The sequence below is a fragment of the Deltaproteobacteria bacterium genome (genome assembly GCA_020848745.1).
In the GTDB taxonomy this organism is placed as follows: Bacteria; Desulfobacterota; Binatia; order UTPRO1; family UTPRO1; genus UTPRO1.
In genome coordinates, this window is sequence record JADLHM010000155.1 from 26955 (window position 1) to 52923 (window position 25969).

General features: G+C 71.0%; 26 protein-coding genes. All 26 read right to left on the bottom strand.

All coding sequences use genetic code 11. From position 1 onward, the window contains the following. Window positions 1–2 precede the first annotated feature (2 nt). Window positions 3–686: a hypothetical protein gene (locus IT293_22210; protein MCC6767373.1), complete on the bottom strand. Its 684-nt coding sequence runs from the start codon at window positions 684–686 to the stop codon at window positions 3–5. Beyond that, complete coding sequence (locus IT293_22215) at window positions 686–1384, bottom strand: type II secretion system protein M (protein MCC6767374.1); 699 nt, start codon at window positions 1382–1384, stop codon at window positions 686–688. Before IT293_22215 ends, IT293_22210 begins: the two co-directional genes overlap by 1 nt. Beyond that, window positions 1381–2802 carry a PilN domain-containing protein gene (locus IT293_22220; GenBank protein MCC6767375.1) on the bottom strand — a complete coding sequence of 474 codons (1422 nt, stop codon included), beginning with the start codon at window positions 2800–2802 and terminating at the stop codon, window positions 1381–1383. Before IT293_22220 ends, IT293_22215 begins: the two co-directional genes overlap by 4 nt. Window positions 2803–2805: 3 nt before the next feature. Next, complete coding sequence (locus IT293_22225) at window positions 2806–3798, bottom strand: general secretion pathway protein GspK (GenBank protein MCC6767376.1); 993 nt, start codon at window positions 3796–3798, stop codon at window positions 2806–2808. Continuing rightward, window positions 3795–4547, bottom strand: coding sequence for a prepilin-type N-terminal cleavage/methylation domain-containing protein (locus tag IT293_22230; GenBank protein ID MCC6767377.1), 753 nt, complete (start codon window positions 4545–4547; stop codon window positions 3795–3797). The genes IT293_22225 and IT293_22230 overlap by 4 nt, the downstream gene beginning before the upstream one ends. Further along, window positions 4544–4975: a prepilin-type N-terminal cleavage/methylation domain-containing protein gene (locus IT293_22235; GenBank protein ID MCC6767378.1), complete on the bottom strand. Its 432-nt coding sequence runs from the start codon at window positions 4973–4975 to the stop codon at window positions 4544–4546. The genes IT293_22230 and IT293_22235 overlap by 4 nt, the downstream gene beginning before the upstream one ends. Further along, complete coding sequence (locus tag IT293_22240; protein MCC6767379.1) at window positions 4972–5448, bottom strand: prepilin-type N-terminal cleavage/methylation domain-containing protein; 477 nt, start codon at window positions 5446–5448, stop codon at window positions 4972–4974. The genes IT293_22235 and IT293_22240 overlap by 4 nt, the downstream gene beginning before the upstream one ends. 7 nt (window positions 5449–5455) lie before the next feature. Then, window positions 5456–5902: a type II secretion system major pseudopilin GspG gene (gspG, locus tag IT293_22245; protein ID MCC6767380.1), complete on the bottom strand. Its 447-nt coding sequence runs from the start codon at window positions 5900–5902 to the stop codon at window positions 5456–5458. Between the two features lie 18 nt (window positions 5903–5920). Next, window positions 5921–7150 (bottom strand): type II secretion system F family protein, encoded by a 1230-nt coding sequence (locus IT293_22250; GenBank protein ID MCC6767381.1) that lies wholly within the window; start codon window positions 7148–7150, stop codon window positions 5921–5923. A gap of 28 nt (window positions 7151–7178) precedes the next feature. Beyond that, window positions 7179–8345, bottom strand: coding sequence for a glycosyltransferase family 4 protein (locus IT293_22255; protein MCC6767382.1), 1167 nt, complete (start codon window positions 8343–8345; stop codon window positions 7179–7181). Between the two features lie 8 nt (window positions 8346–8353). Then, window positions 8354–9724, bottom strand: coding sequence for an alkaline phosphatase family protein (locus IT293_22260; protein ID MCC6767383.1), 1371 nt, complete (start codon window positions 9722–9724; stop codon window positions 8354–8356). Between the two features lie 18 nt (window positions 9725–9742). Then, window positions 9743–10717 carry a glycosyltransferase family 2 protein gene (locus IT293_22265; protein ID MCC6767384.1) on the bottom strand — a complete coding sequence of 325 codons (975 nt, stop codon included), beginning with the start codon at window positions 10715–10717 and terminating at the stop codon, window positions 9743–9745. Then, complete coding sequence (gspE, locus tag IT293_22270; GenBank protein ID MCC6767385.1) at window positions 10714–12432, bottom strand: type II secretion system ATPase GspE; 1719 nt, start codon at window positions 12430–12432, stop codon at window positions 10714–10716. The genes IT293_22265 and gspE overlap by 4 nt, the downstream gene beginning before the upstream one ends. 66 nt (window positions 12433–12498) lie before the next feature. Next, window positions 12499–13473, bottom strand: coding sequence for a GDP-mannose 4,6-dehydratase (locus tag IT293_22275; protein ID MCC6767386.1), 975 nt, complete (start codon window positions 13471–13473; stop codon window positions 12499–12501). A 3-nt stretch (window positions 13474–13476) separates the two neighbouring features. After that, entirely contained in the window at window positions 13477–14439 is a 963-nt protein-coding gene (gene gmd / locus IT293_22280; GenBank protein MCC6767387.1) for a GDP-mannose 4,6-dehydratase, read from the bottom strand. Continuing rightward, on the bottom strand, window positions 14436–15479 hold the full coding sequence (gene rfbB / locus IT293_22285; protein ID MCC6767388.1) for a dTDP-glucose 4,6-dehydratase: 1044 nt from the start codon (window positions 15477–15479) through the stop codon (window positions 14436–14438). The genes gmd and rfbB overlap by 4 nt, the downstream gene beginning before the upstream one ends. Before the next feature lie 4 nt (window positions 15480–15483). Beyond that, a complete protein-coding gene (locus IT293_22290) occupies window positions 15484–15939 on the bottom strand; it encodes a dTDP-4-dehydrorhamnose 3,5-epimerase family protein (protein MCC6767389.1) in 456 nt (151 codons plus the stop codon). Continuing rightward, on the bottom strand, window positions 15936–16697 hold the full coding sequence (locus tag IT293_22295; protein ID MCC6767390.1) for an NTP transferase domain-containing protein: 762 nt from the start codon (window positions 16695–16697) through the stop codon (window positions 15936–15938). The genes IT293_22290 and IT293_22295 overlap by 4 nt, the downstream gene beginning before the upstream one ends. Then, window positions 16697–19177, bottom strand: coding sequence for an LPS-assembly protein LptD (locus IT293_22300; protein ID MCC6767391.1), 2481 nt, complete (start codon window positions 19175–19177; stop codon window positions 16697–16699). The genes IT293_22295 and IT293_22300 overlap by 1 nt, the downstream gene beginning before the upstream one ends. Further along, a complete protein-coding gene (locus tag IT293_22305) occupies window positions 19171–20484 on the bottom strand; it encodes a bifunctional folylpolyglutamate synthase/dihydrofolate synthase (protein MCC6767392.1) in 1314 nt (437 codons plus the stop codon). Before IT293_22305 ends, IT293_22300 begins: the two co-directional genes overlap by 7 nt. Window positions 20485–20490: 6 nt before the next feature. Further along, window positions 20491–21315 carry an acetyl-CoA carboxylase carboxyltransferase subunit beta gene (locus IT293_22310; GenBank protein ID MCC6767393.1) on the bottom strand — a complete coding sequence of 275 codons (825 nt, stop codon included), beginning with the start codon at window positions 21313–21315 and terminating at the stop codon, window positions 20491–20493. A 25-nt stretch (window positions 21316–21340) separates the two neighbouring features. Continuing rightward, window positions 21341–22144, bottom strand: coding sequence for a tryptophan synthase subunit alpha (locus IT293_22315; GenBank protein MCC6767394.1), 804 nt, complete (start codon window positions 22142–22144; stop codon window positions 21341–21343). Continuing rightward, window positions 22141–23358, bottom strand: a complete 1218-nt coding sequence (gene trpB, locus IT293_22320; GenBank protein ID MCC6767395.1) for a tryptophan synthase subunit beta — start codon at window positions 23356–23358, stop codon at window positions 22141–22143. Before trpB ends, IT293_22315 begins: the two co-directional genes overlap by 4 nt. After that, the gene (locus tag IT293_22325; protein MCC6767396.1) at window positions 23342–23965 is read right to left on the bottom strand and encodes a phosphoribosylanthranilate isomerase; all 624 of its coding nucleotides are present in this window, start codon (window positions 23963–23965) and stop codon (window positions 23342–23344) included. The genes trpB and IT293_22325 overlap by 17 nt, the downstream gene beginning before the upstream one ends. A gap of 5 nt (window positions 23966–23970) precedes the next feature. After that, on the bottom strand, window positions 23971–24744 hold the full coding sequence (gene trpC / locus IT293_22330; protein ID MCC6767397.1) for an indole-3-glycerol phosphate synthase TrpC: 774 nt from the start codon (window positions 24742–24744) through the stop codon (window positions 23971–23973). Beyond that, complete coding sequence (trpD, locus tag IT293_22335; protein MCC6767398.1) at window positions 24741–25763, bottom strand: anthranilate phosphoribosyltransferase; 1023 nt, start codon at window positions 25761–25763, stop codon at window positions 24741–24743. The genes trpC and trpD overlap by 4 nt, the downstream gene beginning before the upstream one ends. Between the last annotated feature and the right edge of the window lie 206 nt (window positions 25764–25969).

Genomic DNA, 25969 nt, shown 5'->3' on the forward strand with positions numbered 1-25969 from the left:
ACCTACTGTGCTTCGGCGGCCTGGCCGCGGCGCTTGCGCGCCTCCTGCCGGAGCCGCTCGATCTTCTCCTTGATGTCGGCTGCCGGGGTGCGCGCCGCGCCGGGCGACATGACGCTCCGGGGAGTGCGCGTGGCACCGGCGGCCGGGGTCGGCGTGGGCTGGATGCCGGCCGGCCCGGTCGCGGCCGCCGGTTGGCCGGCCCTGGCCTTCTCGACGTTGATCACCAGCGTCGTTTCTTGTCCGTCCGGTCCTACCATCACGATCGCGGTGGGGTCGATCCGTCCCACCTTGTAGCCCCCCACGTCCTCGCCTTGCCGGAGCCACTGGGGCTTCGGTTGCGTCGTATCTTTGACCAGAGCTTCGCGCTCCGGGCCACCCCCCGAGACCCCCAGGAGGACCAGTGTAAGCGGGCGGACGGGCTCGTTCGTGGTCACGGCGGCCGCCTGCCCGGGCTGCACCCCGGTCCGCGACTGGTCGAAGAGGTCCTTGTCGGCGATCTGGGTCGCGAGATTCGGCGGCGCCGGGCGACGGTCGACCTTTGGAAGGTCGAGCTTCTGGGCCTTGGCCTCGCGCGGCGCGATCGCCTCGGCCTCGGGCGTACGGACCCACCAGAGCGTGACGATCTGGAACAGCAGTCCGGCCACGACGACGAGGAGGAGGATGTTGAGGATCAACACGCGCCGCATCAGGCGGTGCCTCCCGCCGGAGACGCCACCGGCGCCGCGCTCGGCGCCCCGGCCGGCGCGGACCCGGCCGGCCCGCCCGCTGCCGCGGCGGGCGCCTTGCCGCCCGCGGCGGCGGGCGCCCCTTGGAGGAACGCCGTCACCTCGATCGTCGCCGAGAGCGCCCGCGCCGCCTTGCCGCGGAGCACGGCGCCGCGACGGCTGATCTCGAGAAACGGGATCAGGACCCGGGTCTGTCCGTGCTCCACTCCGGCCAGGAAGTCCGCGACCTGCTTCAGATCGCCGGTGACGGTGATGCGGACGGCGATGCGGCGGAACTCGCCGACGGCGTCGTCGCGCATGACCTGCGTGCTCTGGATCTCGACGCCCTTCTCGCCCGCGAGACTGTGCAGCGTGTTCTGGAGATTGGCGGCCGCCAGGGTCGGCGTGTCGCCGGGGACGAGCTGCGCGTGCACCTGTTGATAGAGCTTCTGGAGCCCGTCGCGCTGCCGCGTGATGTCGGCCGTCCGCGCGAGATACGCCTTGCCGTTCTCGATCTTCTCGCGATGCGCGGCGATGTCGTCCTGCAGATCCTGGCGGTAGGAGAGGAACGGCGAGACCACCAGCAGGTGCACGAGGAAGAGCCCGAGCACGCCGCCGGCGGCCCCGATCAGCCGCCGCTCGCGGACGCTGAATTGCGCCCAGCGCTCGCGCCAGTTCATCCTTCGATCTCCGCGACGATCGAGAAGCGCTCCTGCCCGCCCTGCCCCTGCGTGATCGGCGACGTGAACTGCGCGTTCTTGAACATCGGCGAGCTCTCGAGGATCTGGATGAGCTCGGAGGACTTGGTCGCGAAGCCGTCCATCTCGATGCGGTTGTTCCGGTAGCGGAGCGTCGTGAGATACGCGTCGGACGGGATCTTGTCGGTCAGCTCCTTCAGGTAGTGCACGACGCGGCGGTCCTGGTTCTCGCTGAGCGTCGCGATCTGGGACTGGAACTTCCGGACGTCGGACTCCTGCTTCTTGATCGCGGCGACCTGGGGCTCGAGCTCCTCGACCTCGCGGGCGAGCGTCCGACGGGTCATCTCGTCGCGCACGACGACGCTGCCGCCGTAGACGAGGGCCAGGACGACCGCGAGGACCATGAGGAGCAACGGAACGAGCAGGCCCTCCTGCACCGGGCGGTGCTCCGCGGGCAGCAGGTCGATGTCGACCACGCCCTCGCGCACGGCGCCGAGCGCCGCGCCGACGGCGGGAAGGAGGGACGGATCGGCGGCGTCGAAGAAGCTGGTCGGCGCCTCGAGCCGGCCGCTCGCGAGCGCGAAGAGATCGAGGGTGCCCTCGGAGCCCGTCCCGTTCCCGCTGCCGTTCGGCGCCGCCGCGACCAGGAGATCGACCGGGGCCTCGACGGCGTGGAACACCTCGGCGAGGTCGCGGCGCACCATCGCGTTCACCTCGGCGCTCGACGGCGCGTGGCCGCGCAGCGCGTGGCTCGCGACCAGCTGGCGCTCGACGAAGACCGCGAGCTCGCCCTCGCCGCCGCCCCCGTCGCGTACGAGGAGCGCCACGGGCTGCGCGAGGGCGCCGCGGCAGAACGCGGTATAGTCGCCGAGCGCCGCCGCGGCGACGGCGACCGACTTCGGCCGGATGCCGGCGCCCTCCAGGGCGTCCACGTACTGGCGCACCACGCGGCGCGGCACCGACACCACCAGGACCGCGAGCCTCCCGTTCTCGCCCTGCCCGGACTCCCTGACCTGGTAGTCGTAGAAGATCTCGTCGCGCGGCAGCGGAATCACGCGCTCGATCTCGTACTCGAGCACCTGGGCCAGGTTCTCCCGGGCCGCGATCGGGAGGACCAGGCGGTTCAGCAGGAGTTCCTGGCGGGCGAGGCAGAGGTGCACCGCCCCCGGTTCGGCCCTGGTCTCGCGCTTGAAGGCGGCAACCGCCTCCGCGAGGCTCCGCAGCCGCTCCTCCGGCCGCGACACCGGAGCCAGCGGGTACGTCCGGTTCTGGACGAGGGCGACCCGCAGCAGGCGCTTTCGCACCAGCGCCAGCGACACGTGCTCGGGGCCGACGTAGATCCCGAGCCCGTCGAGGAAGTCGACGCGGCGTATCCGCTGCGAGAAGGTCGAAAGGTCCATGGATCAGAATGCCGGCAGGCGGTCGTACCACCGGTCGATGTGGAAGCCGTCGCCGTCCTCGGGGATCTCCACCACCGCCCCGACGCGGGCCTGCACCCGTCCGTTCTGCATCGTGGCGCGGGCTTCGATCGCGACCCGGCTCGGCGCCCGATCCACCAGCCGGCGCGCCAGCACCTGATCCGCAACCTTGGCGCGAATCAAGCCCAGTACGCTGCTCGGATCCTCGTCCCGCGCGGTGACGATCTCGTCCACGGCCTCCTCATCCCCTCCCAGCACCACCCGCAGCACCGCCACCGGTGCCGTCCGGACGTTGATGTTAGCGCTCCGGTTGAAGACGGAAAAGACTTCCCGTAGCGGAATCGGCGGCGTCTCGTCCGATCCGAGCCCCCGACCCCGCACCCCGAAGAACAGCTCGCGCGTAATACCACGAACTTGGAGGAGCTCGTCCACCGAATCGAAGGGGCCGTTCTTGGCGTGGTAGGGCTCGGCGAGCTTCATGTAGTACTCGTCCTCGGCGCCGTGCAGGCGGTGGAGGTCGTCGCCGTCGCGCCAGTCGATGATGGCGTCGACGATCTCCTCCTGCTCGTCCGCCTTCATCCCGAGCACCTCGAAGACCTTCCGGAGCAGGGTCTCGTCCGCCCGGTTCAAGGAGATCTTCCCGCCCTCGTCGATCAGCCGGACCCCGTAGGTCCCCCCCCAGTACGGCTCCTCGTGCCAGCGGCCGTCGGGCAGCCACGGGGGGGGCGCGTCGGCGTCGGCCGCGTCCGGATCGTCGTCCTCCGCTTGCGTCTGGCGCGCGTACAGCAGGCGGTAGATGGCACGATTGATGCCGCCGATGGCCACCCCCCGGGCCTGCACCTCCTCGGCCAGGTTCTGGGTCGCGATCGCGTCGTCGCGCATGGCGCGCGAGAACTCGGCGGAGAGCACGCTCAGGACCATGAAGATCCAGATCACCATGAGGAGCGCGATGCCGCGCTCGCCGCGGGCGTTCCTCACTGGTCGAGCTCCTCGTCCTCGTCGACCTCGTCGTCCCCGCCCGATCCGCCGGTCGTCGTCGTCATGCCCTGCTCGTCGTCCTCGGTCTCGTCCTCCGGCGGCTCCTGGAAGTCGTTCGTGCCCCAGCCGGCCGCCCGGGTGAAGAGCGGGATCTCGCGGATCCACGGCGCGCCGCCGAAATACGGCAGGCCGTCGACCGTGACGCGCACGAGCCCCGGCAGGTCGTCCTCGTCGCGCGCGTCCCACTTGTCGACCCACCCGAGATCGCGCTCCTCGGCGGCCATGTACTCGAAGCGGAACGACGTGAAGCCCTCGAGCAGGACCGCGCGCTGGACCGATCCGTCGGAGGGCGCATCGTAGAGGTCCTTCGGGGTGAAGTTGACGCGCTCCTCGACCACCAGCTTCCCCTCGACGAGCCGATAGGTGACGGCGGCGAGCCCGGTTCCTCCGCGGCTCTGCGGCGCGCTCGTCACGAACATCAAGCCATCGGCGGCGCCGAGGAAGAACGGGACGTTCTCCTCGTCGTCGTAGTGCGCGAAATAGTAGACCGCCGACCGCACCTGGCGGCCGAGCATCTCCTCGGCGAGCCGCATGCGCTGGTTCTCGTCCGCGGACCGCTCCCCGCTCGTCACCGCGCGGTGTCCGAAATAGAAGGCGCTATAGACGATGGCCGAGATCATCCCGAAGATCACGAGCGCCAGCACCAGCTCGAGGAGCGTGAAGCCGGATTGCCGGCCGCGGATCGTCATGCCTGCGGGCTCGGCCCGACGCGCAACGTGCGCACGGTGTACACGCCCTCGCGGTCTTCCGCCTGCGCCCACAGCACGGACACCTCGATCTCGAAGATGGTGATGTCGCTCTTCACGTCGAGCTGGCGGCCGCTGCCCTCGAGCAGCTCGGTCGCCTCGCGGACGCGGCGCTCGTAGCGATAGCCCCCCGGCAGCTCGCCGCTGTCCTGTCCGGCCGCCGGATCGGGCTCGGTCATGGTCTGCTCGAGGAGGGCGCGGGCCTGCATGGCGGCGCGCGCCCGCACCCCGGCCGCGCGCTCGGTACGGAGCGCGGCGGTGAAGATCTGCAGTACCGCGACGACCCCGACACCGACGATCGCCATCGCGATCGCCACCTCGATCAACGTGAAGCCCGCCGAGCGGCGGACGCGTGACACGGACGTCCTCACGTCGTCGCGTCCTGGATCACGACCGTCCCGAGCAGCGAGTCCACGCGGATCGCGAAGCTCAGGCTGTCGCCGTCCTGCTGTCCGACGACGAGCGCGATCCCGCTCGAGCCGCCGTTCGGATAGAACACCACCCGCGCGCCGCCGTCCTGATCGCGCCACCCGCCGCGGATGCCGGTCACCGCGGCTCCGCCGGGCAGCGTCGCCTGCTGGTCGCCCGTCCAGCGATACGTCTGCCCGTCGGCGTCGATCACGAGCTCCTGCTCGACACCGCGCCGCACGGCACGCTCGCGCAGACCGCGCATCACGGCCGCCAGCGAGCGCGTACCGCTCCGCACCTCACGGGCGCGCCAACCGCTCTGGATGCCCGGCGCCGCGAGCCCGCTCGCGATCGCGACGATCATCAGCACGACGATCAGCTCGAAGAGTGAGAATCCGCTCTCCGGCGTGCGCGCTCCGCGCGCCCGGCGCCGCACGACCCGCTCAGCCGGCCCAGCTCGCGAGGTCTCGCGCGTCGCCGTCGCCGCCGGGCGCGCCGTCGGCGCCGTACGTGTAGAGATCGTACTCGCCGTGCTCGCCCGGGCTCACGTAGACGAACGGCCGACCCCACGGATCCGGGGGCACGCCCTTCTTCAAGTAGGGGCCGTCCCACCCGGGGATGCCCCGGCCCTCCTGCAGGGCGTTCAACCCCTCCTGGCTCGACGGATAGCGACCGACGTCGAGCCGGAACGTGTCGAGCGCGGTGCCGAGCAGCTCGATCTGGGTCCTGGCGGCCTGGGTGCGGGCCTTCCGCTCGCGACCGAGATACGCGGGCACCACGAGCGCCGCGAGCAGGCCGAGGATCACCATCACGACCAGCAGCTCGACGAGCGTGAAGCCGCCCTGGCGTCGTCGCGGCCGGTTGCGATCGTCCGTGCGCGTTTCGTTCATGCGTTCACCCTCCAGGAATCAGATGTCGACGTCGTTGATGCTGAAGACGGCCATCAGCATCGAGATCACCATGAAGCCCACGACGAGCCCCATGATCAAGATCATCGCCGGCTCGAGGAGCCTGGTGAGCCGCTTGACGTCGTTGCGGACCTCGCGGTCGAAGAAATCGGCCGTCGTCACCAGCATCTCGTCGAGCTTTCCCGTATCCTCGCCGACCGCGATCATCTGCAGCGCGAGCTGCGGGAACACCCCGCTCCGCCCGAGCGGCGCGGCCATGCCGGCGCCCTCGCGCACGCCCACCTGCACCTCGTTCAAAGCCTGCGCGATCACCTGATTGGTGGCGACGGCGCGCACGATGTCGAGCGCCTGCAACATCGGCACGCCGCTGCGGAGCAGCACGCCGAGCGTCCGCCCGAAGCGCGCCACCTCGGTGAGCCGCAGCAGGTTGCCGACGACCGGCATGCGCAGCTTGAAGGCGTCGAAGGCCATGCGCTTGGTGGTCGAGAAGTAGCGGTAGAGGCCGAAGAGCGCCGCGCAGACGGCCGGCACCCCGATCAGCGACCACGGGCTCGTCGCGGCATCGCTGATGGCCAGCATCATGCGCGTCGACAGGGGAAGCGCCTGCCCGAGGTCCGCGAACATCGTCGCGAACTTCGGCAGCACGAAGATCAGCAGGATCGCGACCGAGACGCCGCCGACGCCCACCAGGATCAGCGGGTACGTGAGGGCGGAGATGACCTCGTCGCGAAGCTCCTCGGCGCTCTGCAGATACTCGACGAGCCGCTGCAACACCTGGTCGAGCACACCGCCGACCTCGCCGGCCTTGACCATGTTGACGTAGAGGGGTGGGAACACCTTCGGGTGCTGGCCGAGCGCCTCGGCGAGCGCCGTGCCGCCCCGCACGGATTCGAGCACCTCGGACGTGACCCGCTTGAGCTCCGGGGTCTGCGCCAGCTGGGTGAGGGTGGTGAGGCTGCGGTCGAGCGGCATGCCCGCCTGGAGCAGCGTCGCGAGCTCGCGGGTGAAGATGAGGAGCTCGGCGGTCTTGACCCCCTTCCGCCCGAAGCTCGGAAGCGTGATCGCCTTGCCGGCGGCGCGCGGGGCGGCGGTGGTGCCGACCCCGATCCGGATGGGAATCAGCCCCTTTTCGCGCAGGCGCTGGACGACCGAGCGCTCCTCGCCGGCCTCCATCGAGCCCTCGACGATCTTCCCCTGAAAGTCGGTTGCTCGATACTGAAATTGCGCCATGCGACCTCGCGGAAAGCGATTCGGCTCCTTAACACGGGCCTGACGGCTCGCATATAGCGGTGGCCGCGAGATCGGCGATCGTGCGAGCGGCCGCCCGCCAATCGAGCCGCACCGCTGCGTCGCGTGCCGCTCGACCCATCTCGTCGCGAACATCGAGGGCATGGGCGATCGCGTCCGCGAGGGCGACGGGGTCACGCGGCGGGACGAGCAGGCCCGTGACGCCGTCGCGCACCAGGTCCGGGAGGCCGCCCACGCGGGTCGCGACGACCGCTCGGCCGCTCGCCATCGCGAGGGGAACCACCGCGCTCTGGCTCGCTTCCCAGTAGGGCAGGACGACGAGGTCGCTCGCGTGGAAGCAGCATCCCACCTCGGAGGCCCCGAGGAAGCGGTCCATGATCACGACGCGATCCCCCACCCCGTGCCGGATCGCCGACGCCCGATAATGCCCGGCGTCGTGGTGGTAGATCTCGCCCGCGACGACGAGTTGCACGCCCGGGTCGAGCCGGGTCAGCGCCTCGATGAGGGTCGGCAGTCCCTTGTACTCGCGCACGTAGCCGAAGAAGAGGAGCCGCCGCGGCGCACCCGGGATCCCGAGCGCGGCGGCGCAGGCGTCACGCGCGCCGCCGTGCGGACAGGGCGGCGGCGTCGTCGCGGGCGGCAGCACCAGTGCCACCGGTCTCCCGGGATGGCTCCGCCCGAGCCGCGCGGCGTCGCGCTCGCTCTGCGCGACGAACGCGGCCGCACGCCCGAGCGCGCGCGCGGCGAGCCAGCCGCCGCCCGGCATCGGCTCGTGCGGATCGAGGTTGTGGCAGACGAAGATCGCCGGCACGCCGCCGCGGCGGAGCCGCGCCGCGATCACCGCGAGCGCGGGCGCGAAGAACGGATGCCACCATTCGACGAGTGCGACCTCGGCCTCGGCGGCCCGACGCGCGGCGGCGAGCCAGCTCGCCGGCCCGACCGAGTCGAGGATCGCCTCGGGCGGCGGCAGCGCCGCCGGTCCTTCTGATCGGGCGTCGCCCGCGGACGACTCGACGAACTGCGTCCGCCCCGGGAAGAGGATGCGAGGATACATGCGGCGGAAGGAGATGCGCCGGACTTCGTGCCCCGCCGCCGCGAGCGCGCCCGCCAGCCGATCGTGATACTCCGCGATGCCGCCGCGATACGGAGCGCTCGGACCGATCAAGGCGAAGCGCATGCGCCCGCTCACACGGCCACTCGCGCCCGCCCGTCCATCGGGACGAGCGGCGGACAGCCGAGCCACGCCAACACCGTCGGCGCCACGTCGGTGACGGTGAGCCCGTCCGTCGGCACGTCGGGACGATTCACGCAGAAGAGCGCGTCGTCGTAGGTGTGCATGCCGGTGAGCGGGCTTCGGTCGAAGAGTGCGCGGCGCCCGATCGAACCTTTGAAATCGAAGCCCGCCCGCGGCTCGATGACCGCGTCGGGCGCATCCTCCACGTGCGGCCCGGAGTAGAGCTCGTCGCGCCGACGCACCGCCACGACCGGTCGCCGCCCGTCGCCCACGGCGCCTTCCGGATACGCGAGGCCGCGCAAGCCCTCGACGACGCGCGCGAGCACCTCGTCCGCCTCGGCCCCCGGCGCGACGACGCCCTCGGCGAAGCGCCCGCGCAGGTGCAGGTAGATCCGGCCGGGGTCGAGCACGAAGACGCGCGAGCCGCGGTCCATGTCCGCGAGGGCGCGCGGCGGCTCGCTCGCGAAGCGCAGCAGCCCCTCGCGCTGGAGCCAGACGTTGGGATGGCACTCGCTCTCGATCGCCGTATGACCGTGGTCGGCGACGACGAAGAGCGGCGTGGCGTCGCCGACCGCGTCCGCCACCTCCCCGATCGCCGCGTCCACCTCGGCGTAGAAATCGAGGAAGCGCTGGTGCCAGCGGTGCGCGCGATCCGTCCAGGCGTGCCAGAAGTAGTGATGGAGGCGGTCCGTCTCGGTGACGACGCCGAGGAAGCAGTCCCACTCGCCCGCGAGGAAATGGCGGAACACCCGCCGGCGCGCGGCGAGCGTCGCGAAGAGATCGTCGAAGAAGGCCTCGGGACGCCGGTCGGCGTTCACGTAGTCCACGTCGACGCGATACCCCTGCGCCCGCAGCACCGCGAGCGCCGCGGGAGGCCGGACCGCGCGCTCGAGGCTCACGGCGACGAACCCGGACACGAGGGTCCCGACGATGTCCTTCGCGGGATACGTCCCGGGCACGTTCAACACGACCGAGGCCCGGCCGCCGGCGCCGAGCGCGTCCCAGAACGCCGGCGCCCGGACGTGTCCGGAGTTCGGGAACGTGGTCGTGTAGCGGTCGCGCGCCAGGTCGGTGAAGCCGTAGATCCCGTGGCGACCCGGGTTCACGCCGGTCACGAGGCTCGTCCACGACACGTTGGAGATCGTGGGCAGCGTCGACGTCATCGGCGCCATCGTCCCCGCGCGGCAGATGGCCGCGAGGCGCGGCATCACGCCGGCGTCGACGAGCGTCCGCGCGAGCGACAGCCCGACGCCGTCCAGGCCTACGAGCGCCGCGCGCCGCTTCGCGGGGCCCCCGCGCCGCCAACGATCGAGCAGCCCCATCGGCCGGCGCGCGCCGCCTCAGCCGATCTTGCGCGCGCGGTGATAGTCGTCGTCGACGCGCCGGCCCGCGTCGACCAGCATCTCGCCGACGAGCCCGGTCGTGAAGAGCTGCACGCCGACCACCACGAGCAGCACCGCGAAGATGAGGAGCGGATGGCGGCTCTGGATGTTGCCGTACACGAGACGGAGCGCGGCGATGTACGCGCAGAGGACGCTCCCGACCATGACGAGCGCCGCGCCGGGCAGCGAGAAAAAATGCGCCGGACGACGGTTGTAGCGCGTGAGACAGATCACCGTGATCATGTCCATCATGCCGCGGAGCGCGCGCGACCACCCGTAGCGCGACCGCCCGAAGGCCCGGGGACGGTGCGACACCGGCTGCTCGGTCACCCGGAAGCCCTGCCCCGCCGCGAGCATCGGAATGAAGCGGTGCAGCTCGCCGTAGAGCGGCACCTCGGCCGTGACCTCGCGGCGAAACGCCTTGAGGCCGCAGTTCATGTCGTGCAGCTCGATGCCCGACACGAAGCGCGACACGCCGTTGAAGATGCGCGACGCGACGACGCGCGACAGAGAATCTCGGCGGTCGATCTTCCACCCGCACACGAGGTCGGCGCCGGCGTCCAACGTCGCCAGCATGCGCGGCACTTCGGCGGGGTCGTCCTGCAGGTCGCCGTCCATGGTGACCAGGCGCTCGCCGCGCGCCGCGCGGAACCCGACCGCGAGCGCCGCCGCCTTGCCGAGGTTGGCGCGGAGACGAAGCCCGCGACAGCGCGCGTCGCGGGCTTGCAGCTCGGCGATCTCGTCGAACGAGCCGTCGTTCGAGCCGTCGTCGACGAAGATCAGCTCCCAGGCGACGCCGAGCGGATCGAGCACCGCGCGGCATTCGTCGAAGAGCGCGACGATCGTCGGACGCTCGTTGTAGACCGGGACGACCACCGACACGTCCACCGACGCGCCGGCCGTCGCATCGCGCGCGCGAGCCGGCTCGCTCATTCGTCCTGCGTCACGCGCAGCACCTCGGCCACGGTGGTGACGCCCTCCCGGACCTTGAGCCAGCCGTCGTCACGGAGCGTCCGCATGCCCCTGGCGACCGCCGCCGCCTTGATGACGTCCGCGGACGCGTGCTTCAGGATGAGCTCGCGAATCGACTCGTTCATGAGGAGCATCTCGTAGATGCCGCTGCGCCCGCGGTAGCCGGTGCCGGAGCAGTCCTCGCAGCCGGCGGCGCGGTAGATCTGCGAGCCGTTGGCGGCGACGCTGCTGAAGCGCTCGGCCGCAGCCGTGGTCATGTCGCCGGCGGCGAAGAACGCTTCGCCCGGCGGGACGGGCACGCGGCATTTCGGACACACCTTGCGGACGAGTCGCTGCGCCAGCACGCCGAGCAGCGACGACGCCAGCAGGTAGTCCTCGACGCCCATCTCGAGCAGGCGGCTCACGGCGCCCGCGGCGTCGTTGGTGTGCAGGGTCGAGAAGACCAGGTGGCCGGTGAGCGCAGCCTGGACCGCGATCTCGGCCGTCTCGGGGTCGCGGATCTCGCCGACCATGATGACGTCGGGATCCTGACGGACGATCGAGCGCAAGCCGTTCGCGAACGTGAGGCCGATCTGCGGCTTCACGTGGATCTGGTTGACGCCGCTCACCTGGTACTCGACCGGATCCTCGATGGTGATGATCTTCTTGTCGGGCGAGTTGATCTTTTCGAGCGCGCCGTAGAGCGTGGTCGTCTTGCCGCTGCCGGTCGGACCCGTCACCAGGATCATGCCGTACGGCCGCAGGATCAGGTGCTCCAACTGCTCCAGGGTGTCGGCCGGAAAGCCGAGCTGCTCGAGGTCGAGCACGATGCTCGACCGGTCGAGAATACGCATGACGACGCTCTCGCCGTAGAGGGTCGGCAGCGTCGAGACGCGGAGGTCGATCTCCTTGCCCATGGTGCGGAGCTTGATGCGGCCGTCCTGCGGCAGGCGGCGCTCCGCGATGTTGAGCTTCGCCATGATCTTCACGCGCGAGACGATGGCGGCCTGCTGGCGGCGCGGCGGCGAGTCGATGTCGTGCAGCACGCCGTCGATGCGGTAGCGGATCTTGAGCTCGTTCTCGAAGGGCTCGATGTGGATGTCGGACGCGCGCTGCTCGACGGCGCGGTTGATGAGCAGGTTGACGAGCCGGATGACGGGCGCCTCGCTCGCGAGGTCGCGGAGGTGGTTCACGTCCTCCTCGTCGTCACCGATGTACGCGAGCGTGCCGTCCCCCTCGTCGGCGGCCGGCTGGCCGGTGCTGTCGTAGCTTTCGAGCGCCGCGAGGATCTCCTTCTCGCGACCGAGACGCGGCTTCACCGCGAGGCCGGTGGCGACCTCGAGCCCCTGGAGGCTGTAGAGGTCGGCCGGATCGGCCATCGCGACCGACAGGGTGCCGTCCTGGATCTCGAGCGGCAGGATCTTCGCGTGCTTCAGGAACTGGGGATTCACCCCCTGGAGGGCGACCGGGGCCTGCGGGAACTCCTTGCGGCCGATGACGGGCACCCCGAGATGCTCCGAGAGCAGGCTGATCAGGTCGTCCTCGGAGATGAAGCCGAGGTCGAGGAGCAGCCGCTCGATGCGCTCGCCGCGTTCCTGCTGCAACAGCCGGACCTTGCGGAGGTCGTCGGGACTGATCCTGCCGCGCCCGAGGAGCAGGTCCTCGAGGGGCTTCCGCTCGACGGCCTGCGCTTCCATCGAAGGTTCCCTAACATGCTGATCTAGCGCCCTCAAGGTGACTTCCGTCGTCGGGAGCGCGAGCGCTCACCCCCGGCCGTCGGCCGCGCGCCAATGGTCGAGCAGCTCGCCAAGCGTCCGGGCGAGCGGGATCGTCGGGGCCCAGCCGAGCGCATGCGCGCGGCGCGCGTCGCCGACCACGCGCGGAATCTCGCGCCGCCGGACGCGCGTCGTCTCCTCGACGACCTCGAACGGCACGCCGACCTCGGCCCGCAGGTGCTCGACGATCGCGCCGATCGTGACCGCCTCCCCGCGGCAGAGATTGTAGGCCTCGCCGGGCACCCCCCGCTCCATCAGGGCCACGTAGCCGCGCACGACGTCGCGGACGTCCGAGAAGTCGCGGGCGCTCGCGAGATTCCCGACCCGCAGCACCGCCGGCGCGGCGCCGCGCTCGATGCGCGCGATCTGCCGCGCGAAGTTCGAGCAGACGAAGTCGTCGCTCTGCCCGGGCCCGGTATGGTTGAACGCGCGCGCCCGGATGACCGCGAGCCCGGTCTCCCACCACGCCTGGAAGGCCGCCATGTCGGCCGCGGCTTTCGAGAGGCCGTAGGTGCTGACGGGACGGAGCGCGCGCTCCTCGCTGATCGGCCCGGCGGCGTTCGCCGCGGCGCCGTAGACGTCGGCGGATCCCACCACCACGACCCGGCACGCCGGCGCCTCCCGCTCCGCCGCCGCGAGCACGTTGCGCGTGCCGAGCACGTTCACCGTGAGCGCTCGGGCGGGATCGGCGGCGGCGCGGGGCACGAACGCGATGCCGGCGAGATGGAAGACTCCGTCCGGTCGCGCCGCCGCGAGCGCCGCCCGCACGACCTCCGGATCGGCGACGTCGCCGCACGCGAGCGCATCGGGGCGAAACGCCGGATACGACGCCGCGAGCGCGTCCAACCCCGGATGAGCGCGGCGCGTCCGGACGAGGCCGGTCACCTCGTGCCCGGCCGCGAGCAGCGCGGCCGCGAGGTGCGCACCCGCGAATCCGCCGATCCCGGTGACGAAGTAGCGCACGCGCTACGAACGCCGCAGGCGCGCGACGTCGGCGTCCACCATCATGCCGATGAGCTCGGGGAAGGACACCCGCGGCTTCCAGCCGAGTGTGCTCCGCGCCTTTGCGGCATCGCCGACGAGGAGATCGACCTCGGCCGGACGCTTCAGCGACGGGTCCTCGCGCACGTACTGCTTCCAGTCGAGCCCGGCGTGCCTGAACGCGATCTCCGCGAGCTCCGCGACCGTGTGCGACTCGCCGGTCGCGACGACGTAGTCGTCGGGCTCGGCCTGCTGGAGCATCAGCCACATCGCCTCGACGTAGTCGCCGGCGAATCCCCAGTCGCGCCGCGCCTCCAGATTCCCGAGCCTGAGCTCGCTCTGGAGGCCGAGGTGGATGCGCGCCACGCCGTCGGTGACTTTACGCGTGACGAACTCCTTCCCGCGCCGCGGCGACTCGTGATTGAAGAGGATCCCCGAGCACGCGAAGATCCCGTAGCTCTCGCGGTAGTTGACCGTGATGTAGTGCGCGTACACCTTCGCAACCCCGTACGGGCTCCGCGGATGGAAGGGCGTGAGCTCGCTCTGCGGCACCTCCCGTACCTTGCCGAACATCTCGCTCGACGAGGCTTGATAGAAGCGGATCTGCCGGTCGACGAGCCGGATCGCCTCGAGCGCCCTCGTGACGCCGATCGCGTCGAACTCGGCGGTCAACACCGGCTGCTTCCACGACGTCGGCACGAACGATTGCGCCGCGAGGTTGTAGAGCTCCTGCGGACGGATCTCCTCGAGCAGGGTGATCAGCGACATCGGGTCCAGGAGGTCGCCCTGGACGAGCCGGATGCGGTCGCGAAACGGCTCGATGCGCTCGAAGTTCTCGGTACTGGCGCGGCGCACCATGCCGTAGACGTCGTACCCCTTCGCGAGCAGGAACTCGGCGAGGTACGAGCCGTCCTGTCCGGTGATCCCCGTAATGAGCGCGCGCTTCACGTGCGATCCTCCTCGGCGCCGGCGGCGCCGCGCAGGCGCTGGCCGTACATGCGCTCGTAATAGTCCAGATAGGCTCCGCTCTTCACGGCCTCCCACCACGCCCGCTGCGCCCGATACCATTCGATGGTGTCGCGGAGCCCGCTCGTGAAATCGCGGCGCGGCTTCCAGCCGAGCTCGCGCTCGATCTTGCGCGCGTCGATCGCGTAGCGGCGGTCGTGACCGAGCCGATCGGTGACGTGCCGGATCAGGCTCCGCGGCTTGCCGAGCGCATCCAGAATGAGGCCCGCGATCTCGATGTTCTCGCGCTCGTTGCCGCCGCCGAGGTTGTAGACCTCGCCGACCCGCCCCCCGCGCAGCACGAGGTCGACGCCCCGGCAATGGTCCTCGACGTGGATCCAATCGCGCACCTGGCGGCCGTCGCCGTAGAGCGGCAGCGGCTGACCGGCGAGCGCGTTGGTGACGAAGAGCGGGATCAGCTTCTCGGGGAACTGGTATGGGCCGTAGTTGTTCGAGCAGCGCGTCACCAGGGCGGGGAGCCCGTGGGTGTGATGGGCGGCGCGCACGAGCAGATCGGCGGCCGCCTTGCTGGCGGCGTACGGGCTGTTCGGCGCGAGCGGCGTCTCCTCGCTGAAGGCGCCGGTCGGTCCGAGGCTCCCGTACACCTCGTCCGTCGAGACCTGCAGGAAGCGTCCGACGCCGTGCGCCCGCGCCGCGTCGAGGAGCACCTGGGTCCCGACGACGTTGGTCGCGAGGAACGCGCCGGCGTCCGTGATCGAGCGGTCGACGTGCGACTCGGCGGCAAAGTTCACGATCGCGTCGACGCCGTCGCCGATCGCGGCCGTGACCGCCTCGCGGTCGGCGATGTCGCCGCGCACGAAGCGGTGGCGCGGGTCGCCGAGCACCGCCTCGAGATTCGCGAGGTTCCCGGCGTACGTCAGCAGGTCGAGCGTGACGATCGCGTCGCCCGGGTGCGTCGCCAGCACGTACTGGACGTAGTTCGCGCCGATGAAGCCGGCGCCGCCGGTCACGAGGAGCTTCATGATCTCAGCGCGGCCGCGTCGTCCAGTCGAATCCGATGGTCGGATCGTCGAAGGGGATGCGCTCCTCGTCGGGGTCCTTCGGATCGTACGCCTCGGTCGTATGGTAGAGCAGCCCTGCCGGCTCGTGTCCGAGGACGCGGTAGCCGTGCGCGACGCCGACCGGAATGGCGAGCAGACCGGGAGCGCGGTCGCCCATCACGACCACGTTCGTCTGCCGGTGCGTCGGCGACTCGGGCCGCAGGTCGTGGAGCACGACTTGCGCCATGCCGCGCACGAAGAACCACATGTCCCACTGCCGACGGTGCCAGTGGAAGGCCTTGATGACGCCCGGAAACGCCTCGGTGTAGGTCGTCTGCTTGATGGTCTGGAAGCACGGATCGTCCGATTTCAGGACCTCCATGAGGAAGCCGCGGTCGTCCGTATGCACGGTCAGTCGCTTCAGGTGGACGCCTTGGATCATCGCTTTCTCCTCGTCTTCGCGCGCGGCGGGTCGAGCTTGTTCGCGCCGGTCCGCGCCACGAGATTCCCCGCGCGGTGCAGCGCCTCGAAGGTGCCGGCGTCGGTCCACCATCCGCGCAGGATCTCGTAGCCGAGCTCGCCCTGCCGGAGATACCAGTTGTTGACGTCGGTGATCTCCAGCTCGCCGCGTCCCGACGGCTTCAGGGTCCGGATCACGTCGAACACGCGGGCGTCGTACATGTAGATGCCGGTGACCGCGTAGCGACTCTTCGGACGGCGCGGCTTCTCCTCGATCGCGACGATGCGCTTGCCGCGGAACGCCGCCACGCCGAAGCGCTCGGGATCGGGCACCGCCTTCAGGAGGATGCGCGCGCCCTCGGTGCCCCGCGCGAACTTCGCCGCCGACGCCGCGAAGTTTCGCTCGATGATGTTGTCCCCGAGCACGACGCACACCCGCTCGCCGTCGACGAAGTGCTCCGCCAGCGAGAGCGCGGCCGCGATGCCGCCCTCGCCCTCCTGATACGTATAGTTCAAGTGCTGCAGGCCGAAGTCCTTGCCGTTGCCGAGCAGCTTCAAGAGGTCGCCCGCGTTGTTGCCGCCGGTCACGAGCAGGATGTCGCGGATGCCGGCGTCGATCAGCGCCTGCAGCGGATAGTAGATCATGGGCCGATCGAAGACCGGCAGCAGATGCTTGTTGGTGATGCGCGTGAGGGGGTGGAGCCGGGTGCCGAGGCCGCCGGCGAGAATGACGCCTTTCATCATTCGCCCATGAAGCCGTGCACGGGCGCCGCGATGGCGCCGAGCGACTGTCGGAACGGCTCCTTGCCGAACTGCGCGAGGCCGACCAGGGACACCAAGAATCGCACCTCCGTTTCGTCGGGGTTCACCCGATCGGACACGCCGAGATCGACGACCCAGCATTCCTGCTTCGAGACGAACCTGAGGCCGTACCGGTGCTCCAGGAAGCGACCGCTGCGATTGTCGTATCGCGCCTCGTAGGCGCCGTAGAGCTGCTTCATGAAGCGCACCAGCATGCTCCCGTTTACCTCCTCCACGGCCTGGTTGGCGACGAAGCGATAGCCGATGCCGACTCGCGTGCGGCCGCGCAAGGCCTGGAGCTCGAAATCGTCCGCCGCGGCCCGCCAATCGGTCAAGAAAAGGCCCACGGTCGCGCTCTTGGTGCCCTCCCCGGTCACGCTGTAGTCGGTGCGCCCCTCGAAGCTCAGGAAGGGCGACGGGGTGAGGCGCAGATACACCGAGAGGTCCGACGCCCGGCTCCCCTTCCCGCGCAGGACCTCCCCGGTGTCGGGGTCGACCTCGTCGATGAAGTCGCCGCTCGCGTTCGCGAAGTCGTAGCTCTGGAAGAGCGAGAAGCGCGCGAGCTCGCGCATGCCCCCCGACGCCGCCGCCGTCGGCACGGCCTCCACGCCCGTGCCGAGCGCCTCCGATTCGTCACGGGTCCCGTCGAGGGAGGCATGCTCGGCGACCGAGTGCCGATGCTGCTCCGTGTGGTCGGCGGCGGACGGCGGCGCCGCGAGGCGTCCGAGGACTCGGCTCGTGACGCCGTAGGTCGCGACGCTCCGCTGGTTCACGCGGTCGACGTCGTCGAAGAGGGGGAGCGCCGCCTGGCGCGTGTCCGTCCGGGGCACGAAGAGATACCCGACCTCCGGCTCGATCGTGTGCTTGAGGCGCACCAGCCCGAACCGCTCGAACGGATAGACGCGCGACACCGCGGTGCCGACGTCGCCTCGGAGGTAGAAGAGCTCGCGGCTCGCGCTCTGATCGAGGGCCGGCAGGATGCTCGGCGGCTGGCTCCCGGGATCGGCGGGGTTGGTGTTGACCTGCGTCGGCACGCTCGTGTCCTCGAGGTGATAGGCCGTCTCGCGAAAACCGCCGCGGAACGACCCGCGCACGAACGAGCCGTACCGCCACGGCAGCTCGACCTCGGGACGGAGGTCGATCCGCTGCCCGTCGTAGCCGCGATCGCGCGTGTAGTTCACGGCCCCGCCGGTGAAGCTCACGAGCACGCGGTCGTCGAAGAAGCGTGACTGCGTCCACGCGTCGAAGCGCGGCGGCGCCTGGAACACGTAGCGATCCGGATTGATGAAGTCCTGGTACCAGGTGCTTGTCGCCAGCAGCAGGCCGTCGTCGAACACCCGCTCGACCGCAAGCCGCGAACGCTCGAAGCGCCGCGTCCGCAGCGCCACGTCGACGCCGGGATTGAACGTGAAGACGTTGATCTCGCGCAGGAACAGGTCGTCGCTCACTCGCAGCACGTCGGCGTATCCCTTGAAGCCGTAGGGCAGCCACTGGTCGTGCGTCATGCCGGCGCTCCAACGGTCGATCGGGATGTTGGGGTCGGCGATGTTCGTGTTGACGACGTCCTCCGAGCTCGCGCCGCGGATGGATTCGTTGAAGTACGAGCCGCTCACCTCGCCCAGGGTGTCGGGACTGAGCGCGTAGCGATACTCGGCGAGCGCGCCGACGCGCGCCTTGGTCTCGAGGTCCACCGAGACCGTCGCGTCGTGGCTCTTGTTGAAGTTCAGGAACAACGGCTGCTCGAACTGAAAGCCCCGCCGATTCGAGTATCCGAAGCGCGGGAACAGCAGGCCGGTCTGCCGCTCGCGGCGCACCGGAAAGATCCCGTACGGCACGTACAGGATCGGAACGTCGTGAACGGCGAACGTCCCACCCTTGACGCGTCCGTAGCCCTCGAGGTCGAGCGTGATGCGCTGACCGCGGATGCTCCAGCTCGGCGACTCGTCCTTCTTGCAGACGCAGGTCGTGAAGCGACCGTTGACGACGCGGTAGCTCTGCCCGACCGACTTCTCGAAGCGCTGGCCGGAGAGCTGGTAGCGGTTGGCGTTCAGGAAGACGGCGCCCTCGTCCATCGACCCCGTCTCCTGCACGAGATCGAGGGTCAGGACGTCGGCGGAAAGCGTGCCCTGCGGGTCGACGACGACCACGTTGCCCTTCGCGTTCGCCACCTGCGTGGTGCGGTTCACCTCCACGGTGTCCGCGGTCAGCGTCATGTCGCCGCGGGTGATCTTGACCGCGCCGCGCGCGGTCACCACGTTCGCGCGCTGGTCGTACTCGACGTGCTCGGCGTCGATGATCACCTCGCCGGCCTCGCTCTCCCCGAGGTGCGAGAGTCCGGGGATGTCGCGGGCCGCCACGGAGCCCGTCAGCACGCCGAGCCAGAGCGCCGCGGCGACGACCCGTGCGACGCGGCTCAGCATCGCCCGGCGAGCGCGGCCGCGGCACGCTCACGCTCCGCCGCCACGGCGAGCGACGGATCGATCACGGGCAGGAGATCGCCGATGAGGAAGAGCGAGCCGGCCACGACCACGACGTCGTCCGGGGCGCTCGTGGCGAGGAGCTCGCGATACGCCGCCACGGGATCGTCGACGACGCGCACGGGGCACGGAGCCGCACCCGCGACGTCGGCGGGCGAGGCGCTCCGCGGTTGGCGCGGGCGCGTGACGACGATCTCGGACGTCACCTCGGCGAGCCCCCGCAGCATGGTCTGCCACCCTTTGTCACGCATCACGCCGAACAGTACCCGCACACGGCGCCCGGCGGCACGAACGCGCACGTCCTCCGCCAGCGCCTCGACACCCGCCGCATTGTGGGCGCCATCCAATAGCACAAGGGGTTCGCGGCACACTACCTGAAGGCGCCCGGGCCAGCGGACGTCGGCGAGCCCGGCACGAATCGCCGCGACGGACGGCGTGAGGCGCGGCACGAGCTCGAGGGCGCGGACCGCGAGCGCGGCGTTCCGCCGCTGATGGGCACCGGCGAGGCCGAGCGTCACCGGCGAGATCACCCCGCGAGCCGAACGATACGCGAGCGTTCCGTCGGCATCGGGCTCGAGCGCGAAGTCGCGGCCGAGCACCTCGAGCGGGCTCCCGACCTCCCGCGCGCGCGCCGCCACGACGTCGCCCGCAACGCCCCTCGCGCCGGACACCACCGGCACACCCGCCTTCACGATCCCCGCCTTCTCCCGCGCGATCGCCGGGAGCGTATCACCGAGCCAGGCTTCGTGATCGAACCCGACGTTCGTCACCACCGCCACCTCCGGTGTCGCCAGGTTCGTCGCGTCGAGCCGACCGCCGAGCCCGACCTCGAGCACGACGACATCCACGGCCGCGGCCCGGAACGCCCCCCACGCGAGCAGCGTCGAAACTTCGAAGCACGTGAGGTCCATCGCCCGACCGAGGGTGCCGCGGATCTTCGCGACACCGTCGACGACGGCCGCCTCCGTGATCGGCATGCCCGCGATCAGGATGCGTTCGCGAAACGAGACGAGGTGCGGCGACGTGTAGAGCCCGACGCGCACCCCGCCCGCGGTGAGCATCGCGGCGAGCATCGCGGCGGTGGAGCCCTTCCCGTTCGTGCCGGCGACGTGGAATGTGGGGGCCGCGCCCTCGGGATGGCCGAGCACGGCGGCGGCGCGCCGGACCCGCTCGAGCTTGAGGTCGATGCCGTGGCGCGCCTCGAGGCGATAGAGCCACGCCAGCGTGGCGACGTACGCGTCGACCGCCATCGCGGGTCAGCGCCCGCGGCCGTCGGCGGATTCGCCTCGCGTCGGCAGGAGCGCGAGCACGCGCGCCAGCGTCCGGCGGAGATCGCGGCGTTCGACGACCGCGTCGAGCATGCCGTGCCGCAGGAGGAACTCGGCGCGCTGGAACTCCGCCGGCAACTCCTCGTTCAACGTCTGCGCGACGACCCGCGGCCCGGCGAAACCGACGAGGGCACGCGGCTCGGCGAGATTGACGTCGCCGAGAAGCGCCACCGACGCCGCGACGCCGCCGGTCGTCGGGTCCGTGCAGATCGAGACGTAGGGCACGCCGGCCTCGCGCAGACGCCCGAGCGCGCCGGTGAGCTTCGCCATCTGCATCAGCGAGTGGATGCCTTCCTGCATGCGCGCGCCGCCCGAGGCCGACACGATGACGAGCGGCAGGCGGGCCGCGCAAGCGTGCTCGATCAAGCGCGTGAGCTTCTCCCCCACGGCCGATCCCATGGTGCCCCCGAGGAAGTGGAAGTTGAAGACGGCGATCGCGACCTCCCTCCCGCCGATCCGGCCGGTGCCCGTGATCACGGCCTCGTGATGGCCGGCGCGATCCTGCATCTCGCGCAACCGTTCGGCGTAGGGAGGTTGGTCGGGAAACCCGAGGACGTCGCGCGACCCGATCCCGGCGTCGCGCTCGACGAAGGTCCCACGATCGAGGAGCAGCTGCAGACGCTGCTCGGCGGTGAGCCGCTGGTGGTGCCCGCAGCGGGGACAGACGTAGAGACGACGTTCGAGCTGCTTCCGGTAGACGAGCTCGCGGCACCCGTCGCAGCGGGTCCAGAGCTCGGCGGCGGACGTCGTCATCCGCCGCTCCGTGACGGACGGGCGCTCACGCGCGCGCCGCGTGCACCGCGTCCGCCAGGCTCCGCAGGAGCGCGCGCGCCGCCGGCAGGAACGCGGCGCCCGGGTGCTCCTCGACGAGCCGCATGACCGCGCTCCCGACGACGACCGCGTCGCCGACACGCGCGAGCGTTGCCGCCTGCTCGGGCCCCGTGATCCCGAAGCCGATGCCGACCGGCAGGCCGACCCGAGACCGCACGTTGTCGACCATCGCCGCGACCGCCGCGGCATCGGGCGCCGCGGCACCCGTCGTGCCGGTGATCGACACGTAATAGACGAAGCCGCGCGCCCGGGCGCGCACGGCGTCGATCCGCGAACGGTCGCTCGTCGGCGCGAGGAGGAAGATCATGTCGAGGCCGGCGGCGGCGAGCGCCGGCTCGAGGTCGTCGGCCTCCTCCGGCGGGATGTCGACGCAGAGGACGCCGTCGACGCCGCTCGCCGCCGCGTCCCGGGCAAGCCGCTCGGCGCCGTAACGCAGGAACGGGTTGGCGTAGCCGAAGAGCACGATCGGCACCGGCGAGTCCCGCCGCACTTCGGCCACGAGATCGAGCACGCCCGTGAGCGTCGTGCCGACGGCGAGCGCGCGCTCCGCCGAGCGTTGCAGCGCGGGTCCGTCGGCCATCGGATCGGAGAACGGCACCCCGAGCTCGATGAGATCGACGCCGGCGTCGAGCGCCGCCCGCAGCAGCTCGCGCGTGACGTCGAGGTCCGGATCGCCCGCCATGATGAACGGGATGAACCCCGCGCGCTTCTCGGCCCGGAGCCGGGCGAAGGTCTCGGCGATCCGGCTCATGCGCGCTCCTCCCCGGGCTCGCGAAGCCGGATCCCCAGGTAGTCCGCGACCGTCTCCATGTCCTTGTCGCCGCGTCCGGAGAGGTTCACGAGGACGATCGCGCGCCGCGGCAGCGTCGGCGCGACGCGCATCGCGGCGGCCACGGCGTGCGAGCTCTCGAGCGCGGCGAGGATGCCCTCCCGCTCCGCCAGCATGCGGAGCGCCGCCACGGCGGCCTCGTCGCCGACGGTCTCGTAGCCGACGCGGCCGCTGTCCTTGAGATAGCTGTGCTCGGGGCCGACCGCCGGGTAGTCGAGCCCGGCCGAGATCGAGTGCGCGATCTGCACCTGCCCCGTCTCGCTCTGGAGCACATACGTCTTGTTGCCGTGGAGGACCCCGACATGGCCCGCCGTCAACGAGGCGGCGTGCTGGCCGGTCTCGACGCCGCGCCCCGCCGCCTCGACGCCGATCATCCGCACGTTGCGGTCGCCGAGAAACGGGTGGAAGAGGCCGATCGCGTTGCTGCCCCCGCCGACGCACGCGATCAGCACGTCGGGAAGCTTCCCGGCGACGTGCCGGATCTGCCGGCGCGCCTCGCGGCCGATCACCGACTGGAAGTCACGCACCATCATCGGGTACGGATGGGGACCCGCCACGGAGCCGATGATGTAGAAGGTGTCGCGCACGTTCGTGATCCAGTCGCGCATCGCTTCGTTGAGCGCGTCCTTGAGCGTGCGGCTCCCCGAGTCGACGGGGTGGACGGTCGCCCCGAGGAGCTTCATGCGGAAGACGTTCAGCGCCTGACGCCGAACGTCCTCGCTCCCCATGTAGACCTCGCACTTGAAGCCGAAGAGCGCCGCCGCGGTGGCCGTCGCGACGCCGTGCTGACCGGCACCGGTCTCGGCGATGATGCGCGTCTTGCCCATGCGCTTCGCGAGCAGGATCTGGCCGAGCGTGTTGTTGATCTTGTGCGCGCCGGTGTGGCAGAGATCCTCGCGCTTCAAGTAGATGCGCGCCCCGCCGAGCGCGCGTGTGAGGCGCTCCGCAAAGTAGAGCGGCGTCGGGCGTCCGGTGTAGCGCTCGTGCAGCTCACGGAGGTCGCGCCTGAAGCGCGCTTCCTTGTGGAGGCGGTTGTACGCGCGCTCGAGCTCGAGCAACGCCGGCATCAGCGTCTCGCTCACGTAGCGGCCGCCGTACGGACCGAAGTGGCCGCGCTGATCAGGCAGTCTTGGCATGGGTCACGAAATCTCTCAGGAGCGCGTGGTCCTTGATGCCGGGCGCGCGCTCCACACCCGAGCAGACGTCGACGCCGAGCGGACGGAGGCGGCGCACGACGTCGGTGACGGTGTCGGGCGCGAGGCCGCCCGCGACGAAGAGCCGCCGCGCGAGGTCCCGCGCGACCGGCTCGATCGGCAGCGCCCGGCCTGTGCCGCCGTAGCGGGTCGGGTCGGCCGCGTCGACGAGCAGCCACCCCTCGGGGTACGGCGCGGCGGCCGTCTCGAGATCGGTGAGGCTCGCCACGCGGAGCGCCTTCATCGCCGGTACCGCGAAGCCCCGGCAGTAGTCCGGGCTCTCGTGGCCGTGGAACTGCAGGAGCCCGAGCTTCGCCGTCGCGAGCGCGCGCTCCACGGCCGGCCGCTCGGCGTCCACGAAGACACCGACGGCCAGCACCCGGCGCGGCAGCAACGCGACGATGGGCGCCGCGTCATCCGGGGCGATGTACCGCGGGCTCTTCGGATAGAAATTGAAGCCGAGGAGATCGGCGCCGGACTCGATTGCGGCGACGGCGTCCTCGGGGCGCGTGATGCCGCAGACCTTCACGCAGAGGGGGCGTTCGCGCACTGCGGTCACGCGAGGAGCCCGCGCAGCGCCGCCCCGGGATCCGGGGCGCGCATGAACGCCTCGCCGATCAGGAACGCACGGACGCCGACCGCCTCGAAGCGCCCGACGTCCGCGGCGGTCTTGAGCCCGCTCTCGACGACGACCGTGCGGTCGGCGGGCACGGAGCCGACGAGCTCGAGACCGGTCTCGAGGCGGGTGACGAACGTGTCCAGGTCGCGATTGTTGATGCCGACGACGCTCGCGTCGGCGGCGAGCGCGCGCTCCAACTGCTCGGCGGTGTGAACCTCGACGAGCGCCGTCATGCTCATCTCGCGGCCGAGCGCCACGAGCTCGCGAATGATCTCCGTCCGCAGGATGGCGGCGATCAGGAGGAACGCGTCGGCGCCCGCTGCCCGCGCTTCGTACACCTGATACGGCTCGAACAGGAAATCCTTGCGAAGAAGCGGAACGTCGACGCCCTCGCGAATGGCGGCCAAGTAGTCGAGGCTCCCCTCGAAGAAGCGCTCCTCCGTCAACACGGAGATCGCGGCAGCGCCCGCGGCCGCATAGCCGGTCGCGATCGCCACCGGATCGAAATCGTCGCGGATGCGGCCGAGCGACGGCGACGCGCGCTTCACCTCCGCGACGATGCGTCGTCCCGGTGCGCGGAGCGCGGCTGCGAAGTCGCGGCGCGGGCGCGCGAAGAGCGGCGCCTCGGTGAGCGCCCGCAGAGGCCGGGCGCGCCGACGCGCCTCGAGCTCCCGCGCGGTGTGGTCGACGATGGCCTGGAGCGTGCTCATGCGGGTCGGGCTCCGTCCTCGTACTCGTTGCTCGTCTCGACGAGACGCGCAAGCGCCCGCGCCGCCGCGCCGCCGTCGATCGTCGCCGCCGCGACGGCCATGCCCACGCGCCAGTCCGCGGCGCGACCGGCGAGTACCAGCGTCGCCGCGGCGTTCACCAGGACGAGGTCGCGCGCACCTCCCCCGACTCCGGCGAGCACGTCGCGGAGGATCGCCGCGCTGCCGGCGGCGTCGGCGACGCGCGGCGGCGCGTCGCATCGAGCGAGCCCGAAGTCGGAGGGCGCCAGGTCATAGGTGCGGACGCCGTCGGATCCGACCTCGCTCACCCGCGTCGGCCCGATCGTACTGATCTCGTCGAGCCCCGAGCCGTGCACGACGAGGGCGCGCGTCGTGCCGAGTCGGCGGAGCGCCTCGGCCATCGGCGCGGTCCACCGCGGCTCCGAGACACCGACGAGCTGCACCGTCGCTCCGGCGGGATTGGCGAGCGGACCGACCAAATTGAAGATCGTGCGGAGCCCGATCTCGCGACGCGGACCCGCGGCGTAGCGCATGGCCGCGTGGAAGCGAGGCGCGAAGCAGAAGCCGACGCCCGCCCGTTCGAGACAACGGGCGACGCCGTCCGGCGGCAGGTCGATGCGAACACCGAGCGTCTCGAGCACGTCGGCGCCGCCGACGCGGCCGGACTGGGCGCGATTGCCGTGCTTCGCGACGGCGACGCCCGCGCCCGCCACGACCAACGCGACCGCCGTCGAGACGTTGAAGAGGTCGGCGCCGTCCCCCCCGGTGCCGCAGGTGTCGACGGCGAGGCCCCCCCACGGTACGCGGAGCATGTGGGCGCGCATCGCGCGCGCCGTCCCGACGAGCTCGTCGACGCTTTCCCCCTTCATACGAAGCGCCGTGAGCAGACTCCCGATCTGCGCCGGGGTCGCGGCGCCGCTCATCATCACGTCGACGACCTCCTGCATGGCCTGCTCGCCGAGATCGCGACCCGCGATCGCCGCCGCGATCGCCTCGCGCACGCGCCGTGCCGCCGCGTCCGCGGCCTCGCTGCCGGAGCCCGTCACGCCGTCTCGCGCCTCAGAGGTTGTGAAGAAATCTCCGGACCGAGCCGGGCGAAGAGCGCCGAGCAGCGCAAGGAGCAACCCGCAGGAATACCTGGAAGGTATTCCGAGGACGTGCGACGCCGCGATGCGACGGCGCTCTGAAGCCCGGCGACGGGAGGGGA